Raw genomic sequence first — 16,410 nt, forward strand, 5'->3', positions numbered from 1 at the left:
TCGTTCCTTCTACTTTGGTTGTTTGTACCACTTTTGTATTTGTAATGTCATAACCTTTGACTTCTGTTTGATATCCATCTACCGGTTGTTCTTTTACTTCATACTTATATGCATTTCCGTCTGTATCATATGCTGCTAAATCTTTGAATTCATATTTCCAACCGCTTGCTTCTGTTACTTCTTGCGTTGTGATTACTTTTCCATTTTGTAGTAAGTCTACTTTAATCATGCTCGGACGATCTTTCGCATTGTCGCCTTTCCATGTTTTTGTTCCTGCAATGGATGTAGTTTTCACTTTATTGGAAATTGGTAACTCGACTCCATTTTCAGCATCTGCTTTTACTTCAAACTCTACTTTTGCCTGACGATCAAAATCGATATAGTCTGGAGCTGAAACCTCTTGCACATAATATTTACCTGGTGTTAATTTAGGAGTCTCAATTATCCCCTTGTCATTCGTTGTATATTCGCCTCCAACTTGTTCACCAGACTCTTTATACAACTTAAACGAAACACCCGGGATTACTTTTTTTGTATTTCCTTCAATATGTTTAACAATTTTTAACGTTCCTTTTGGAATCTGGTTACCTTCAGCACCACCGCCAGCTGACATATTTTTGGTTTCGGCAGTACCTGAATCAGAAACGTGGTCTTTGTTTTCCACTTGGTACTCAATCTTATAATCATTCTTAAAAAATTCTTGTTTTATTCCGTCTTCCGTTATAGTAGTAGTGTAACCAATCGAAAATTTGTTACCACTTGCTTTATCCTTATTAAACACAAATTTAAATGAATTATCACTAGTAAACGTAACTGTTCCATAACCTTGATCTTCAAAGTCTTTCAGTGATAAAGAAATTTTGTCATTAACGTACATATAGAAGCTATCTTTATTCAGTGTTTGACCTTCTTGCAAACTATCAGACAAAACAATATCTGTATTTAATTTTTCACGGTTGTAGTTTACATTCAAGAACCAGCGTACTTCATTTTCATTACCGCGCATATCACCAGCTTTATAAAAGAACGGTCCCTCTCCAGGGTCTGTACCACCGCCACCTTTTGGGCCAGTAATTGTTACAGTCTGCTTATCTAAATTTGTACCAAAATTTGTTTCAATCTCTTTCTTTTCATCAGTTCCTACACCATTAGCTATCACATTAAAGTTTAAATGCCCTTTAATATTCTCATGTGTATCTACTTTATCATTAAATGTACATACCACAGTACCTTCATTTACTTTACAAATACCATAATCATCTAACTTAATCGTTCCCTTATATCCTTGTAATTCTGGAGGCAGTGTCAATGTTAGTGTGTCTCCAGGCTTCAGCTTAACTCCATCTTTTTCACTGAAGGTTACAGTTACTTGTGTCGATTCTCCGCTCTGTAGATTTGTATTATCAATCTTAAAGCTATCCACAAGTCCTAATGTATTTAACTCTTGTGCATTTACTACTATAGGTAGCAAACTCTGACCTATAGTAAACATAAAAATCATTATAATCGAAAAAATCGAAGTTATTCTTTTTAGATACATGCTTTCTGTTACCCTCCCTATAAAATTAAATATTTCTAGATTTTGATACAAACATACTATGACAAAGATGCTATGATTCAATGTCATTAAGCTATTTTGCTTACATATGTTTGATAGCTATTATCATCTTTTTCTCTTTTTCAACTCTTCTATTGCTTAGAGACTTGAAATTTGACCTTTATATAGATTCATCCAATTTCTCCGACATGTCTAAACTGTGCTATTTCTGGTCTATATTGTTTACCAAAAACAGATACGGGAAAGGACAAACTTAAATAAAGGAATCCAAATTACAAATACACATGAACGGGCCATAGAACAACTTCAAAGTCAGGAGAAGACAATTCAACAAGCATTCACGATAAAACTCATGACAGTCATTCGTCTTATTATGCCGTAGAGTTTCCGAAATTTCTTCGTATCCAACGCAAACGGTTGCTCAATACATAAAAATTTCATTGCAGGCAAATATAGACGAACTACTCCACAGCAAATATGCTTTTGATCAAATTCCATCATTATCCTCGTAAAGAATAACAAGAAGTACAGCGTATAATCGAATTTAGCACCCCAGCCGAAGAAGGTTATGGCTGTGAAACATGCTAGAATACTCGTATTCTAAAGGATATCATTGAAGATATGGTTTCGTTTTCTATCATCATGGGTCGACGTGAGATTAGCCATATGTTAAAACGTTCTATGTTGCGTTGCACAACTGAACTACACACCGAAACAATCAGACAAGAAAAACAAGAAATGTTCCAATATAAGCGCTATATGATAAAAAACGCTCCGGACGAAATATTGCTTGCCCATGAAGATAAAAGTCATATTCTCCAAATCTGAATACAGTGGAATGAATTTGGGGGTAAATAAAAAAGAGTTTAATTGGCAACTAATTTCATATGAATCGTGTAGAAATATGAAATTCAGCCTTTTCATTTTTGGAGTCTATAAATGAGTGTCGAGAAAAAGTAATTTACCTAATGGATCTATGGCTATATCGAAGAATTAAAATGAACTTATACATACATTTCACTTACTCGCTAAGAAGAGTTAGCTTTTCTAGGGTGATATTATATATATTAAAATCGCGATGTTTATATATATAAGTGATGATAATGTCAAAATCGAGAGATTTATATCCTTTCATTACTTTTATCAAATCATGAAAACTTCAGTTGGACTATATGTACTATTTTAGACATAAAACCCCTAGTTTCTTAGCTAGGTTGGAAATTTTCAAGATTAATTACTAATTGTTTAGATGCTTGGTTAAATGAAGTGCTATTTTAGTATTTGGCATAGCTGTAACAACATTATTTACAACAATCGCAACATTCCACCAACTAATAATACATGTGCGACTTTTTGATAAATTTACCCCCGACTCCCTATTATTCTAGAATCATTCTAAAAAATCAATAGTTAATTGGTGTTTTTCTATTTTCCTTTTATCACCACAGCATATATTTGTCACATATATTTAGATTAGAAAACCGAAACAAAAAAAGAGATAGCTTTGCCATCTCTTTTTTCTGCCCAGCTTTCCCCCATCAATCTATAGGCTGATGAGATAGTTTTATATCAACTTGTATATCACTTTCATACAAAAATAAGCATCTTTTCTCTATTGTCTAGCTCTGCCTCCTAGTCCCTTGCGTCTAAGAACCTTCCCCACAAGAAGGTAAAAAGCACCTTCTGTGGGAAGAACCTTAGCCACCGGGACTAAACAGTCGGCTCCGCTTTTCTCTATTACATTTTCTCCGGTGCAGATACACCTACTAATGCTAATGCATTTTGAAGTGTAATGCGTACTGCACGCATTAAGTCATAACGAGCTTTACTTAACTCTAAGTTATCTTGGTTTAATACTTTTTCTGCATTGTAGAAGCTGTGAAGTGCTGCTGCTAATTCAAATGCATAGCTTGTAATGCGGTGTGGTAAACGTTTTTGCGCTGCATCTGCAACTACCGCTGGGAATTCACCAAGCTTTTTCAGTAATTCTACTTCTTTTTCAGAAGCAACTAGTTTGTAGTTTACATCTCCGCCTGCAGTCAGTCCAAGTTCTTCGCCTTGACGAAGGATGCTGCATACACGTGCATGAGCGTATTGTGCATAGTATACAGGATTTTCGTTAGATTTTGACACAGCTAAGTCCATATCGAAGTCTAAATGAGAATCACTGCTACGCATTGCAAAGAAGTAACGCATTGCGTCCACGCCCACTTCTTCCATAAGCTCACGAAGTGTAACAGCTTTACCTGTACGCTTACTCATTTTCATTTTTTCACCGTTTTGGTACAGTTGCACCATTTGGATGATTTCTACTTCTAGTGTATCTTTATCGTAACCAAGCGCTTGGATTGCTGCTTTCATACGAGGAATGTAACCATGGTGGTCAGCACCCCAAATGTTAATTAATTTATCAAATCCACGCTCTAACTTATCACGGTGGTATGCGATATCTGGTGTTAAGTATGTGTAAGATCCATCATTTTTAATTAATACACGGTTTTTATCATCACCATAAGTCATAGAACGGAACCAAGTTGCGCCATCTTCTTCAAAGATTTCGTCACGCTCTTTTAATACTGCAAGTGCTGCGTCAATTTTCCCGTTTTTATATAATGATGTTTCAGAGAACCAAACATCGAATTTAACACGGAAGCTTTCTAAGTCTTTTTGAAGTTTTGCTAATTCATATTTTAAACCGTACTCACGGTAGAACTCGTAGCTTTCTTTTTCATCAGCTTTTGCATAACGATCGCCAAATTCTTCTGCTAAACGTTGTCCAATTCCAATGATGTCCGCACCATGATAGCCATCTTCTGGCATTTCTTTATCTAGACCTAGCGCTTGCATGTAACGAGCTTCAACAGAAAGTGCTAAGTTATGAATTTGGTTACCAGCGTCATTGATGTAGTATTCACGAGATACATCGTATCCTGCTTTTGCTAACACGTTACATAATGTATCACCTACAGCTGCACCACGTGCATGCCCTAAGTGAAGGTCGCCTGTTGGGTTTGCAGATACGAACTCAATTTGTACTTTTTCACCTTTACCAGTGTTTGTTTCACCGTAAGCTTCACCAGCTTTAACGATTGCTGGAATTAGATCTGTTAAGTAGCTGTTATCCATATAGAAGTTAATAAAACCAGGACCAGCAATTTCAATTTTTTCAATAGAAGCTTTCGCTTTATCAAAGTTTGCAATTAACTCCTCTGCAATCATACGAGGTGCTTTTTTCGCAACACGTGCAAGTTGCATCGCCATATTCGTAGAGAAATCACCATGTGTTTTATCCTTTGGAGATTCTAATACAACGTTTGGAATTTGTTCTGCTGTTGCTAATTCAGCTTTTAATACCGCAGCCTGAATTTCGTCTTTAATCAATTCTTTTACTTGTTCTAAAGAGTTCATTATTTTGCCTCCTTCAAATTAATCGTAATTGTATATCGGCCCGCCTCTTGTTCACCTAGAAGCAGTGCGTACGTTAAAAAGAGTTGTCCTTTTTTCTTCTCATCCGACCATTTAAAAAGAACATTATCGGTTTTCGTTTGCAATGCAAACGTACCAAGTTCACTCGTATACGTACCAGTTGTCCATTCACCTTTCGCATGCGTCTGACGCATAGAAACAGCACCTGAACGCATAATGAGAACTTGTTCACCTTGAATTTTAATAATCGTCTTCACTTCACCTTGTTCGTTCGGCTCTTGAAATGTTACATATGTACCTTGACCTTTTACATAGTATTGACCATTTGCCTCAAAAGCAACGGTCTCCTTTCGAGCCCCTTCTCGGATTTCTGTTACGAAATGAACGTGTACCGGCAAGCCTGCAAGTTGTTTCTCCACGTCTTGCACACCTTTCAACATGTTATAGATATAAAGTAAACTTTATAATAAATCACTTTTCCTATCATATCAAAAAAAGCCCATGTCTGTCTGCTCAAAAATGAGGAAAACGATGTTTCAAAAAAACAATTCATTACATTCGGTTCTTTATGATAAAATATCTTTCAAATCTAAATTTTCCCCCATTATATTTTAACAAACTAAAAAAGGAGCACATGAATCGCTCCTTTATGTTTTCTGCAATTGTTCTAAAGCTTTTTCTGGAATCTCATCTTTTGAAACTTCAGCCCAGCCCTTTCCTTGCATTCCCTTCGCATAAATCTTTATAAAATCACCTGAATGCAATTGACGGTTCACCATCTTTTTAATCGTCTGCTGTTTTCCATCTTCTGTATATCCCTTTAGTGTATACAAATATTCATCATCTATTTTTTCACCCTTATTTATAACCGCATAATAATCTTTTATTTCCTTATTTGAAAAGAAGTTATCGACAAACGCTTGAACACCTTCTGTTTTGGAATGTAAATAATATGCCGTACCACCTAACAAAATGGCAAAAACGGCTAAAACCTTGATTACCAATTTCATGCACATGCCTCCTATATAACCTTGATCGATCTTCACATAAACATATTTGTAATTATACATAAAGGGGGATACTATTCTCTATTGAAATGACTTACACTTTCCTTACATTATTGTAATAAAAACATTTTGTAGTATTTTCCTAATAAAAAAATTTTCCGTTTAAACAACTTTTGTATTATTATTGAATAATACAAATTTTTATAACAAATATCAAAAAGGAGACATTTATCAAATGGCCATCTTGCAAGGTTTAGCACTACTACTTATTGTACTTTTTCTTTTCACACTATTTAGCTACCGTGCTCCTTACGGAATGAAAGCAATGGGTGCTTTAGCCAACGCTGCAATCGCAAGTTTTCTGATTGAAGCATTTCATCGTTATATCGGTGGCGAAATGTTTCATAACAGCTTTCTGCAATCGGTTGGACAAGCATCAGGTAGTATGAGCGGTGTCGCAGCTGCCATTTTAGTGGCACTCGCAATTGGTGTATCTCCTGTATATGCTGTTTTAATCGGTATTGCCACGAGCGGATTTGGTATTTTGCCAGGCTTTGTCGCTGGATATGTTTGCGCCTTCGTCGTGAAATTTCTTGAAAAGAAATTGCCAGCTGGCGTAGAGTTTTTAGCAATCTTGTTCATCGCTGCACCACTTTCACGCGGAATGGCTATGCTTATGGATCCGGTTGTGAATGCAACCCTTGGAAAAATCGGTTCTATTATTTCAATTGCAACCACAGAAAGCCCGGTTATTATGGGCATTATGCTTGGCGGGCTCATCACAGTTATCTCTACATCACCATTAAGCTCCATGGCGCTAACTGCTATGCTTGGTTTAACAGGATTACCGATGGCGATTGGTAGTCTTGCAGTAGCAGCCTCTGCCCCAATGAACTTTATTTTCTTTAAACGTTTAAAGATTTGTTCAAAGAAAGATACGATCGCTGTAGCAATTGAGCCATTAACACAAGCTGATATTGTCGCAGCAAATCCAATCCCGATTTATACGACAAACTTTGTTGGCGGGGCACTTGCCGGCATTATTACATCCCTATTCCAACTTGTAAACAATGCACCTGGTACAGCATCACCAATTCCAGGCCTCCTTGTCCTCTTTGGATTCAATGATGTAATAAAAGTAACAATCGCTGCTATATTATGTGGAATTGTTACCACAATTATTGGTTATATCGGAACAATTATTTTCCGCAAGTACCCAATTCGTACCGCCGATGAAATTCGCGGCACTACTCCGGAAGAAAAAGTTGCATAAGAAAAAGGAGCGAGTCCAAAAGCATGGGAACTCGCTCCTTTTTTTCTTATAGACAACGGCTAGAATGGTCGGTGGCTTCACTTCTTCCTGCGAGGCAAAAATCGCCTCTACGTCTGAAGCTCCATCCACCTCTCATTCTGAACGAGCCGTTTCCGCTTTTATTTTACCCAACCAAGAAGCATTTCCCGCACGAATTTGCTTGCTGCGATTGGTGTTTGGTCACTATGGTCGTAGACTGGGGCTACTTCTACTAAGTCAGCTCCAACTACTTTTATATTTGAATTTGCAATTGCTACGATGGAATCTAATAGTTCTTTAGATGTAATACCACCAGCTTCTAATGTTCCTGTTCCAGGAGCATGCGCTGGGTCTAATACGTCAATATCAATTGTGACGTAGACCGGGCGTCCTGCAAGCTTTGGTAATACTTCTTTCAATGGTTCTAATACATCAAATTTATATAGGTTCGTACCTACTTCTTTTGCCCATTCGAATTCTTCTTTCATTCCAGAACGAATTCCGAAAGAATATACGTTTTCCGGACCAATTAAATCGCACACTTTACGAATTGGTGTAGAGTGAGATAAAGGCTCTCCTTCGTATGCCTCACGTAAGTCAGTATGAGCATCCATATGAATGATTGCTAAATCCGGATATTTTTTTGCCATTGCCTTAAAAATTGGCCAAGACACTAGGTGCTCACCGCCGAGACCTAATGGAAACTTACCGGCATCTAATAGTTTTGCTACATATTCTTCAATCATGTCTATACTACGCTGTGGATTTCCGAATGGTAATGGAATATCACCAGCATCAAAATATTTCACTTCTTCTAGTTCACGATCTAAATATGGACTATACTCTTCTAATCCAATCGATACTTCACGAATACGTGCAGGACCAAAACGAGAACCTGGACGGTAGCTTACTGTCCAATCCATTGGCATCCCGTAAATAACAGCCTCTGACTCTTCAAAACTTGGATGACTTTTAATAAATACTTTACCTGAATAAGCTTCATCAAAACGCATATTCTTTTCCTCCTTATGTGGAACTTAAGGTATCCCAACCTTTCATTATTTCTCAAATTTGGAGTGCTATACTCCTCTTTCTCGATTTACCTCAATCTTCTTTTAACGATGAGAAGATTATTTTTACAATAGCGTCAGCAGCTAGCATGCTCAAGTCTTGTGGACGTGCACCTTAAATGAGCTACTTACACTTTCATCTATTATCCAGCTACAGCGGCTAGAATACTCGGTGGCTTCGCGCCTTTCTCCGAGGTAAACTATACCTCTCTGTCAGGAGCTCCATCCACCTCCTATTCTGAACGAGCCGCTTCTGCTTTTATTATTTAATTAAATCCCCAACAAATCTCGGTAACACAAATGCTGCTTTATGCAATTCTTTTGTGTAATATTTCGTTTCGATTTCGTGGAAACGCTCCTCGCTTACTTCTAATGGATCATGTTGCTTAGATCCAATTGTGAATGTCCAAAGTCCACTTGGGTAAGTTGGAATGTTTGCAGTGTATAGACGTGTAATTGGGAAGATTTCTTTTACGTCTTTAAACACAGTTGAAATTAACTCTGGTGTAAACCAAGGGTTGTCCGTTTGTGCAACAAAAATACCGTCTTCTTTTAATGCTTTAGAAATTCCAGCGTAGAATCCTTTTGTAAATAGGTTTACTGCTGGTCCTACTGGTTCTGTAGAGTCAACCATAATTACATCGTATTCATTTTCACTTTCTGCGATGTGTAGGAAACCGTCTCCTACTTTTACTTCAACGCGCTCGTTATCTAATGCGCCTGCAATTGATGGTAAGTACTGTTTAGAGTACTCGATTACTTTGCCATCGATTTCTACAAGTGTTGCTTTCTTTACGCTTGGGTGCTTTAATACTTCACGGATTACACCACCGTCACCACCGCCAACAACTAATACGTTCTCAGGGTTTGGATGTGTAAATAAAGGTACGTGTGCTACCATTTCGTGATAAACGAACTCGTCCTTCTCTGTCGTCATAACCATGCCATCTAAAATAAGCATGTTTCCAAATTCTTCAGTCTCAACCATATCAAGCTTTTGAAATTCTGTTTGCTCCGTATGTAATGTGCGGTTAATACGCGCAGTAATTCCAAAGTGTTTTGTTTGTTTTTCAGTGAACCATAGTTCCATCGTACAATCACGCCTTTCGCTGCAAATTTATAATAGGGACATCATTAATGTCCCCTAACAAAAATAAAACAAAACATACAAAATGTATAGTTAAAAGTACAAAAATACCGAAAATATATTTTAATTAAAGTATTTTTATTCATATATCACTTAAACACTATATTTAACAACAAAGAAAACCCTTTCTTAAGAAAGGGAACACGGTGATTTGACGAAAGTGGTGAATGAAATTTTATCAACCATTTCTCACAATATATCGGCGCAAATTTAAATATATCGGCGATTCGACAAAGGATACCGACTAACCAACAAAAAAACGACAAAAAACAGGAGCTCCTAGCTCCTGTTTCCTAACACGCTGGTTATGAAAGGGTTTCTGCTTCTACTTTAGAATCTTCTCGAATAGGAATCAAAATCATAATACAACCAACTAATACAACGATTCCTCCAACTAAAAATGGACTTTGTGGTGAAATCGTATGACCGATAATTCCTGATAAGATTGGGGCAATTGCTCCGCCAAGCCAACGGACGAAATTGTATACACCAGACGTTACAGATCTTTCATAAGGTGAAATATCCATGACATAGCTTGTATATAAAGCGTTATTTAATCCAGATGCTAATCCAGATAAGACGATAAGAGCAATTTGTAACCACATAACGTTCACAAAGAATAATGCAATTAACAAACCTGCAAATACAAATAAGCTAAATCTTAATAATGCTTTCGGTTCATATTTCCCTTCTAATTTATGCGCTAATATGGCCGAACCATACGCTAGCGCCAGTCCCCAGCCGCAAAATACGAAGCCGAGCTGAATTGCAGATAAATGCATAATAAGTGGTGAATATGCTAATACAACGAAAAACCCATAATAATATAACATGCCTGAAATGGCGCCTTGCATAAACAGTTTATATTTAATCAGGTTAAGTAATTCCCCTACTCCAGCGGCTTTACGCTGCACTTTGCGCTCCGGTTCTTTTACAAAAAAGAAAACAAGAATAAATGCTAATAAAATTAAAAGACTTGTCGCAAAAAACGGGTATCGCCAAGAATATCCGCCAAGTAATCCACCTAATAACGGACCACCTGCCATCCCTAAACCAATTGCTGCTTCATATAAACCGACCGCTTCATGTACTTCTTTACTTAAAGCAATTAATAATGTCATCGCTGTTGCGAAAAACATCGCATTTCCTAGCCCCCAGCCAGCCCGGAAAAGAGACAACTGAGCAATTGTTTGTGATATACCACATATAAAAGCAAATACAGTTACAATCGATAAGCCAATTGTCATCATTCTCTTATCGCCAAATCTTGCTGCAAATAAACCAGCAGGCAACATCATAATTGCCATCGTTAAAATATAGGCTGTAAATAACATTTCCACTTGCCAATGTGTTGCACCGATCTTCTCAGCAATGATCGGCAAAATAGGATCGACTACCCCTATGCCTGAAAAAGCAAGGAAGGTAGCCAGTACTGTAATCAATCTCCCCATTTTTTGTTTGCTCTCCATATTTATTACTCTCCTTTTGTTTTCTCCAAGAAATTACTTGCGCGCTCTAAACTATCTTCTAGTTCTGCTTTCACGCGCTCCATCTGTTTCATTTTTGCATCAAGCGTTTGCACTTGATTCTCGAGCATATCCTTAATTTCTTGAATCACTGCACGATCACGTGGATTGTCGCTATTTCGTCTTTGCTCCATACGCTCTTTTAATGATAAGAAATGCTGCATTTCTTGAAGTGTAATTCCTAATACTTCTTTCGCTTCTACAATCCTCTTAATACGTTCAATATCTTCATCTGTATAAAGACGAATATTTCCTTCGCTACGCTCCGGCGGATGAATCAGGCCAATTTCCTCATAATAACGAAGTGTACGCTTTGTTAATCCAACTTGCTTTGTGACTTCATCGATTTTATACATGTGTATTCCTCCTTTCATCACATTATTACATTTTACGTTAACGTTAACTTTTATGCAACTGTTATACTTTTGTAAATGTTTGGCATATAAATTGTATTTTTTTCGCCGTAGTTTCATAATGAAAGAAATGAACTCATAAGGAGATTTTCAAATGAAAAAACCACTTATTTTTGCCCATCGCGGAGTGAGAGGCACACATCCAGAAAATACAATGATTGCTTTCCAAGAAGCGGAACGTGTTGGTGCTCACGGCATTGAACTTGATGTTCACCTTTCAAAAGATGGTGAGCTCGTTGTAATTCACGATGAAACTGTTGATCGTACGACAAATGGAATGGGGCTAGTTTCTGAGAAAACAGTAGTGGAATTACAAGCGCTTGATGCAGGAAGTCATAAAGCCCCTTCTTTTCACGAAGCAAAAATTCCAACCTTACGAGAAGTACTCATTTGGTTATCTACGACAAATTTAGAACTTAATATTGAATTAAAAACAGACATAATCCACTACCCAGGTATCGAAGAGAAAGCTGTCGACCTTGTTCGTGAATATCACCTTTCAAACCAAATTACCTTCTCTTCGTTTAACCACGATTCTGTTTCTTTACTGGCAAAACTCGCTCCTGAAATTCCGAGAGCTATTCTATACGACGAACCGCTCCCTGATCCAATTGCTGAAGCAAAGAAAAGGGAAGCGGCAGGGTTACACCCTAATTTCCAACTATTAACAAAAGAATTTGTCCAAACTGCAAAGCAGCAAGGTTATATATTCCGCCCTTATACAATCAATGAATATAAAGATTTACAAACTATGATTGATTATGGCGTAGATGTAATTATCACAGATTGGCCAATGCGCGCTTTTGAGCTTCTTTCTTAATTGAAAGGGCTCTTTTTCATTTTGTGTTTAAAATACGAAAAAACCCTCAATACTATTAAAGTGAAACTTTAATGAGTGGGGCTTCACCAATCGAGCCTTTACGGGCAGCTTATACTTCTTTGCCTTTTCTACAGTCTGAGGGTAGGAGATTACTGCCCTCGAATAGCGGGATACAAGTATATGATGAGGGGGACGCAAAAGATGGATCAAACTATAAATCCAAAACTAAAAAAATATAAACGTCTTTTCTTCACCGCACTTTTTTCATGCGTTCTTTTTTTCGTTTTTTCTTTATTTATTATTATTATTGCTGCAAAGATTATGGGCCCGCCCCCCGTCGCTGTACCGCAAACAAGTATCTTTTATGCTAATGATGATACTGTAATGGGACAAAGTAATGGAATACAGAAACGTTATAATGTATCCCTCGACCAAATTTCCCCTTATGTAAGAGAAGCAACGCTTTCTATTGAAGACCAACGCTTTTATGATCATCATGGTTTCGATATGAAACGAATTGCCGGTGCAATCGTTGCAGATATAAAGGCAATGGCAAAGGTTCAAGGTGCTAGCACCATTACACAGCAGTATGCCCGCAATCTGTATTTAGATCATGATAAAACTTGGAAACGAAAAGCGTTAGAAGCACTCTATACGATTCGTCTTGAAGTCAATTACGATAAGAATCATATTTTAGAAGGATATTTAAATACGATCTATTACGGACACGGCGCTTATGGTATTGAAGCAGCTTCTCGTCTTTACTTTAATAAATCAGCTAGTGACTTAACATTAGCAGAAGCAAGTATGTTAGCCGGCATTCCAAAAGGCCCTAGCGTATATTCCCCCTATGTAAAAGAAGAGCGAGCAAAAACAAGACAGTCTATTATTTTAGATGAAATGGTAGAACAAGGTTACATTACAAAAGGCCAAGCAACCTCTGCAAAAAAAGAAAACCTTACGTTTGCTTCATTAAAAACAAAAGAAGTCGCGGAAATCGCACCTTATTTCCAAGACGCTGTGCAAAACTCTCTTCTTCATGATATCGGACTAGATGAGCAAGCATTGCAACGCGGTGGACTTCGTATTTACACAACATTAGATCCAAAACTACAAACAATAGCTGAGCAAGCTGTAAAAGATACGATTTCAGAAACAACGAATATACAAACTGCCGTTGTCTCAATGAATCCCAAAACAGGAGAAGTAGCAGCTCTTGTCGGGGGAAGGGATTATAAGGAGAGTCAATTTAACAGAGCGATTCAAGCAGCTCGTCAGCCAGGGTCTACCTTTAAACCGTTTTTATACTACGCTGCACTTGAAAAAGGGTTTACACCCGCAACTCGTTTGAAAAGTGAATATACAGTATTTACACTAGGCGATGGTGTTTCTAAATATAAACCGAAAAATTACAAAGACTATTATGCTGATGATTTTGTAACGATGGCGCAAGCTCTTGCAGTATCAGATAACGTATATGCTGTAAAAACACATCTGTTTTTAGGGGAGGATTCTCTCACAAAAACTGCTAAACAATTTGGTATTAAAAGTGCGCTAAAAGATGTGCCATCCCTTGCTCTTGGTACTTCTCCCGTCAAGCCAATTGAAATGGTAAGCGCATATAGTATGTTTGCTAATGGAGGAAAACAAGTACAACCAACCTTTATCCGTCGCGTTGTTGATAACGAAGGGAATATTTTATACGACGCACATTTAGAAAGTAAACAAGTACTCGATAAAAGTAATACATTCGTAATGGAAGAAATGATGACAGGAATGTTTAATGACAAGCTAAGTGGATACGCATCAGTAACAGGGCACTCTCTTCTCCCAAAACTTTCTCGTACATATGCAGGAAAATCCGGTTCCACGGAAACGGATAGCTGGATGATTGGCTTCACTCCGCAAATTGTAACAGGTGTTTGGGTAGGATATGATCAGCCGAAATCTATTTCCAATACAGCAGAACAAAGCTACGCCAAGAAGATTTGGGCCACTACGATGGAAAAAGGGCTAGACGGTCAACCGAAAAAGAACTTCAAACAGCCAAGTGACGTTGTTGCTGTTGGTATTAATCCCGAGAATGGGAAAATTGCAACAAAGAGCTGTCCTGTTTCTGTGAAAATGTATTTTGCAAAGGGAACAGAGCCGACTGAATACTGTATGGATCATGTTGATGACAAAGAGGAATTTGAGAAGGCTAGTGAAGAAAAGAAAAAGGAAGGTTGGTGGAAGAAATACCTTCCTTGGTAGAAAAAACATACTATTCACAAAGGAGCAGCTTCATTCTCTGCTCCTTTTCTATTTTGAAATGCTATGCATCAATCTTTCTCATTAATAATTGCTAGCACTTGATGGCTTTCCCACTTCCCATTAATCTTTACATTTTCTCTGGCAATCCCCTCCTTATGAAATCCAACTTTTTCTAAAACGTGAATAGATCCTTTATTATGTGGCATAACTTCAGCTTCAATCCTATGAAGCTTTAATTCATGAAATGCATACGAAACAACAAGACCGACCGCCTCTGTCATATACTCTTTTCCATTGTGCTGCTTATCCAAGTAGTAGCCGATGAGGCAATTTTGTAAAGGGCCTCGCAGTATATCTGAAAGTGCAATATTTCCAATTAATTCTTCTGTTTCAATCAAAAAAATTCCGAATGAGTATGCTTGATCTAACTTTCTCTTTTCATATTGTTTTCTAATTCGATCTCTCTGCCCTTCCAAAGTGTAAAACGCAGCATCTCGGAATGGCGTATACGTCTCAACAAAATCTCGATTCTTCAATTCTACTTGTAACATTGCGTTAACATCATACTCTTCAAGAGCCTTCACAAAAATACGCTTCCCTTGTATTTTCACTTTATATCTCCCCCTTTACCTATCTTCCAGCACAAATAAGAAATCCCCTTCTATTTTGAAGGGGATTTCTTATTACTCTCCTAATAATGCATGACGCAATTCTTCACTAGATTCATTCCAAATTGCTTCATTATGCTCTTTTAAGAATGTACCAAGTACCTTTTTAGATGATTCATCCATATGATCAACCATGATGTGACGCTTTAATGATTTATCCATCTTGTTTACATGCTCTGGGAGAGATTTATAACCACGGCGAATTTCACGATCAACTGTCATTTCACAAGCTGTAACACCTGCATAATAAGCTCCATGCGCTGTTCTTTCAATCGTTACCCACACAAGCCAATATGGCTTTCCGTTTGGAACCTCGTCTTTATTCGTTAAAAATTTAATTCCTTTTTCAACAGTACTACGCGCATGCATTGCACCGATATCAACGAATGCATTTTGTTCTACTACATCCACGAAAACAGGTGAAATGTTTTCTAAACTTAGCGCTCCAACACCAAAGCCACCATGTCCGTCTGTCGAATCGTTCTTCACGATATTAAAACCGATTTTTTTCTTTTTCTCTGTCATATGTAATTCCTCCTCACTCATTCATTACATAAGCCCAAATATAGGCGCAATTATACTTTCTAAAAACCCTAGCACATACGGTATTACCACCTGAAAAATTGGTTGAATTGTATAACGATCAAGCGGCGTAATAACAAGAATTAATAAAGCGATTGTTCCGTATTTCTCATATTGCGTCATTTTCGCACGAATATTTGCTGGTGCTAAATCTTCAATCACACGATATCCATCAAGCGGTGGAATCGGTAATAAATTGAAAACAAGTAAAACGATATTAAGAGTAATAAAAATTTGAAAGAATTGACGTAATGTATCTGCCACTGCAAATGGAATGGCCTCTAGTACCCCAAATCTTATTAAGCTGTACCAAATAATTAAACCTATAGCACTTAAGATGAAGTTACTAATCGGTCCTGCAATCGATACTAACACACCAGCAAGACGCGGTCTTTTAAAATTATACGGATTCACTGGCACTGGACGCGCCCAACCAAATCCAATGATTAATATCGCAATCATCCCTATCGGATCCAAATGAGCCATTGGCGATAACGTTAAACGTCCCTGCCTTTTGGCCGTATCATCCCCAAATTTATATGCAACATATGCATGTGCAAATTCATGCACAGATAAAGCGATAATAATAGCCATTGCTACCAATGGAATTTGGTGCAGTGGATATATAAAGAAATTCTCCATACTTCAT

General features: G+C 37.5%; 14 protein-coding genes. 3 read left to right on the forward strand and 11 right to left on the reverse strand.

The features are described 5' to 3' along the window. From CN373_RS14010 to CN373_RS14025, 4 genes are all read right to left on the reverse strand, one after another. On the reverse strand, positions 1–1,540 hold a 1,540-nt coding region (locus CN373_RS14010; protein ID WP_133116037.1), incomplete at its 3' end, for a Cna B-type domain-containing protein. A gap of 1,755 nt (positions 1,541–3,295) precedes the next feature. Further along, complete coding sequence (gene argS, locus CN373_RS14015; RefSeq protein ID WP_001086434.1) at positions 3,296–4,966, reverse strand: arginine--tRNA ligase; 1,671 nt, start codon at positions 4,964–4,966, stop codon at positions 3,296–3,298. Further along, positions 4,966–5,403 carry a DUF1934 domain-containing protein gene (locus CN373_RS14020; RefSeq protein ID WP_000414870.1) on the reverse strand — a complete coding sequence of 146 codons (438 nt, stop codon included), beginning with the start codon at positions 5,401–5,403 and terminating at the stop codon, positions 4,966–4,968. Before CN373_RS14020 ends, argS begins: the two co-directional genes overlap by 1 nt. Positions 5,404–5,631: 228 nt before the next feature. After that, a complete protein-coding gene (locus CN373_RS14025) occupies positions 5,632–5,994 on the reverse strand; it encodes a YxeA family protein (RefSeq protein WP_000779934.1) in 363 nt (120 codons plus the stop codon). 232 nt (positions 5,995–6,226) lie between these two features. On the opposite strand from CN373_RS14025, the gene CN373_RS14030 reads away from it, so the two are divergent. Beyond that, positions 6,227–7,264: a PTS sugar transporter subunit IIC gene (locus CN373_RS14030; protein WP_000996302.1), complete on the forward strand. Its 1,038-nt coding sequence runs from the start codon at positions 6,227–6,229 to the stop codon at positions 7,262–7,264. A 158-nt stretch (positions 7,265–7,422) separates the two neighbouring features. On the opposite strand, the gene speB is transcribed toward CN373_RS14030, so the two are convergent. From speB to CN373_RS14055, 4 genes are all read right to left on the reverse strand, one after another. After that, the gene (speB, locus tag CN373_RS14035) at positions 7,423–8,295 is read right to left on the reverse strand and encodes an agmatinase (RefSeq protein WP_098359558.1); all 873 of its coding nucleotides are present in this window, start codon (positions 8,293–8,295) and stop codon (positions 7,423–7,425) included. A gap of 319 nt (positions 8,296–8,614) precedes the next feature. Then, positions 8,615–9,442 (reverse strand): polyamine aminopropyltransferase, encoded by an 828-nt coding sequence (gene speE / locus CN373_RS14045; protein WP_098359559.1) that lies wholly within the window; start codon positions 9,440–9,442, stop codon positions 8,615–8,617. Positions 9,443–9,804: 362 nt separating this feature from the next. Further along, positions 9,805–10,968 (reverse strand): MFS transporter, encoded by a 1,164-nt coding sequence (locus CN373_RS14050; protein WP_000444251.1) that lies wholly within the window; start codon positions 10,966–10,968, stop codon positions 9,805–9,807. Positions 10,969–10,973: 5 nt separating this feature from the next. Continuing rightward, positions 10,974–11,381, reverse strand: coding sequence for a MerR family transcriptional regulator (locus CN373_RS14055; RefSeq protein ID WP_000276574.1), 408 nt, complete (start codon positions 11,379–11,381; stop codon positions 10,974–10,976). Between the two features lie 151 nt (positions 11,382–11,532). Here CN373_RS14055 and CN373_RS14060 point away from each other — a divergent pair, with 151 nt between their 5' ends. Together CN373_RS14060 and CN373_RS14065 are read left to right on the forward strand one after the other, a co-directional pair. Beyond that, positions 11,533–12,258 carry a glycerophosphodiester phosphodiesterase gene (locus CN373_RS14060; RefSeq protein ID WP_000743101.1) on the forward strand — a complete coding sequence of 242 codons (726 nt, stop codon included), beginning with the start codon at positions 11,533–11,535 and terminating at the stop codon, positions 12,256–12,258. A 201-nt stretch (positions 12,259–12,459) separates the two neighbouring features. Next, positions 12,460–14,511: a transglycosylase domain-containing protein gene (locus tag CN373_RS14065; RefSeq protein WP_000372927.1), complete on the forward strand. Its 2,052-nt coding sequence runs from the start codon at positions 12,460–12,462 to the stop codon at positions 14,509–14,511. Positions 14,512–14,579: 68 nt separating this feature from the next. On the opposite strand, the gene CN373_RS14070 is transcribed toward CN373_RS14065, so the two are convergent. The 3 genes from CN373_RS14070 to CN373_RS14080 form a co-directional block, all read right to left on the reverse strand. After that, complete coding sequence (locus CN373_RS14070; protein ID WP_098359560.1) at positions 14,580–15,122, reverse strand: GNAT family N-acetyltransferase; 543 nt, start codon at positions 15,120–15,122, stop codon at positions 14,580–14,582. A 72-nt stretch (positions 15,123–15,194) separates the two neighbouring features. Next, positions 15,195–15,704, reverse strand: a complete 510-nt coding sequence (locus CN373_RS14075; protein WP_000136689.1) for a YwhD family protein — start codon at positions 15,702–15,704, stop codon at positions 15,195–15,197. 24 nt (positions 15,705–15,728) lie between these two features. After that, on the reverse strand, positions 15,729–16,403 hold the full coding sequence (locus CN373_RS14080; RefSeq protein ID WP_000426943.1) for a site-2 protease family protein: 675 nt from the start codon (positions 16,401–16,403) through the stop codon (positions 15,729–15,731). Positions 16,404–16,410: the final 7 nt, after the last annotated feature.

Source organism: Bacillus cereus, assembly GCF_002561295.1.
GTDB lineage: Bacteria > Bacillota > Bacilli > Bacillales > Bacillaceae_G > Bacillus_A > Bacillus_A cereus_S.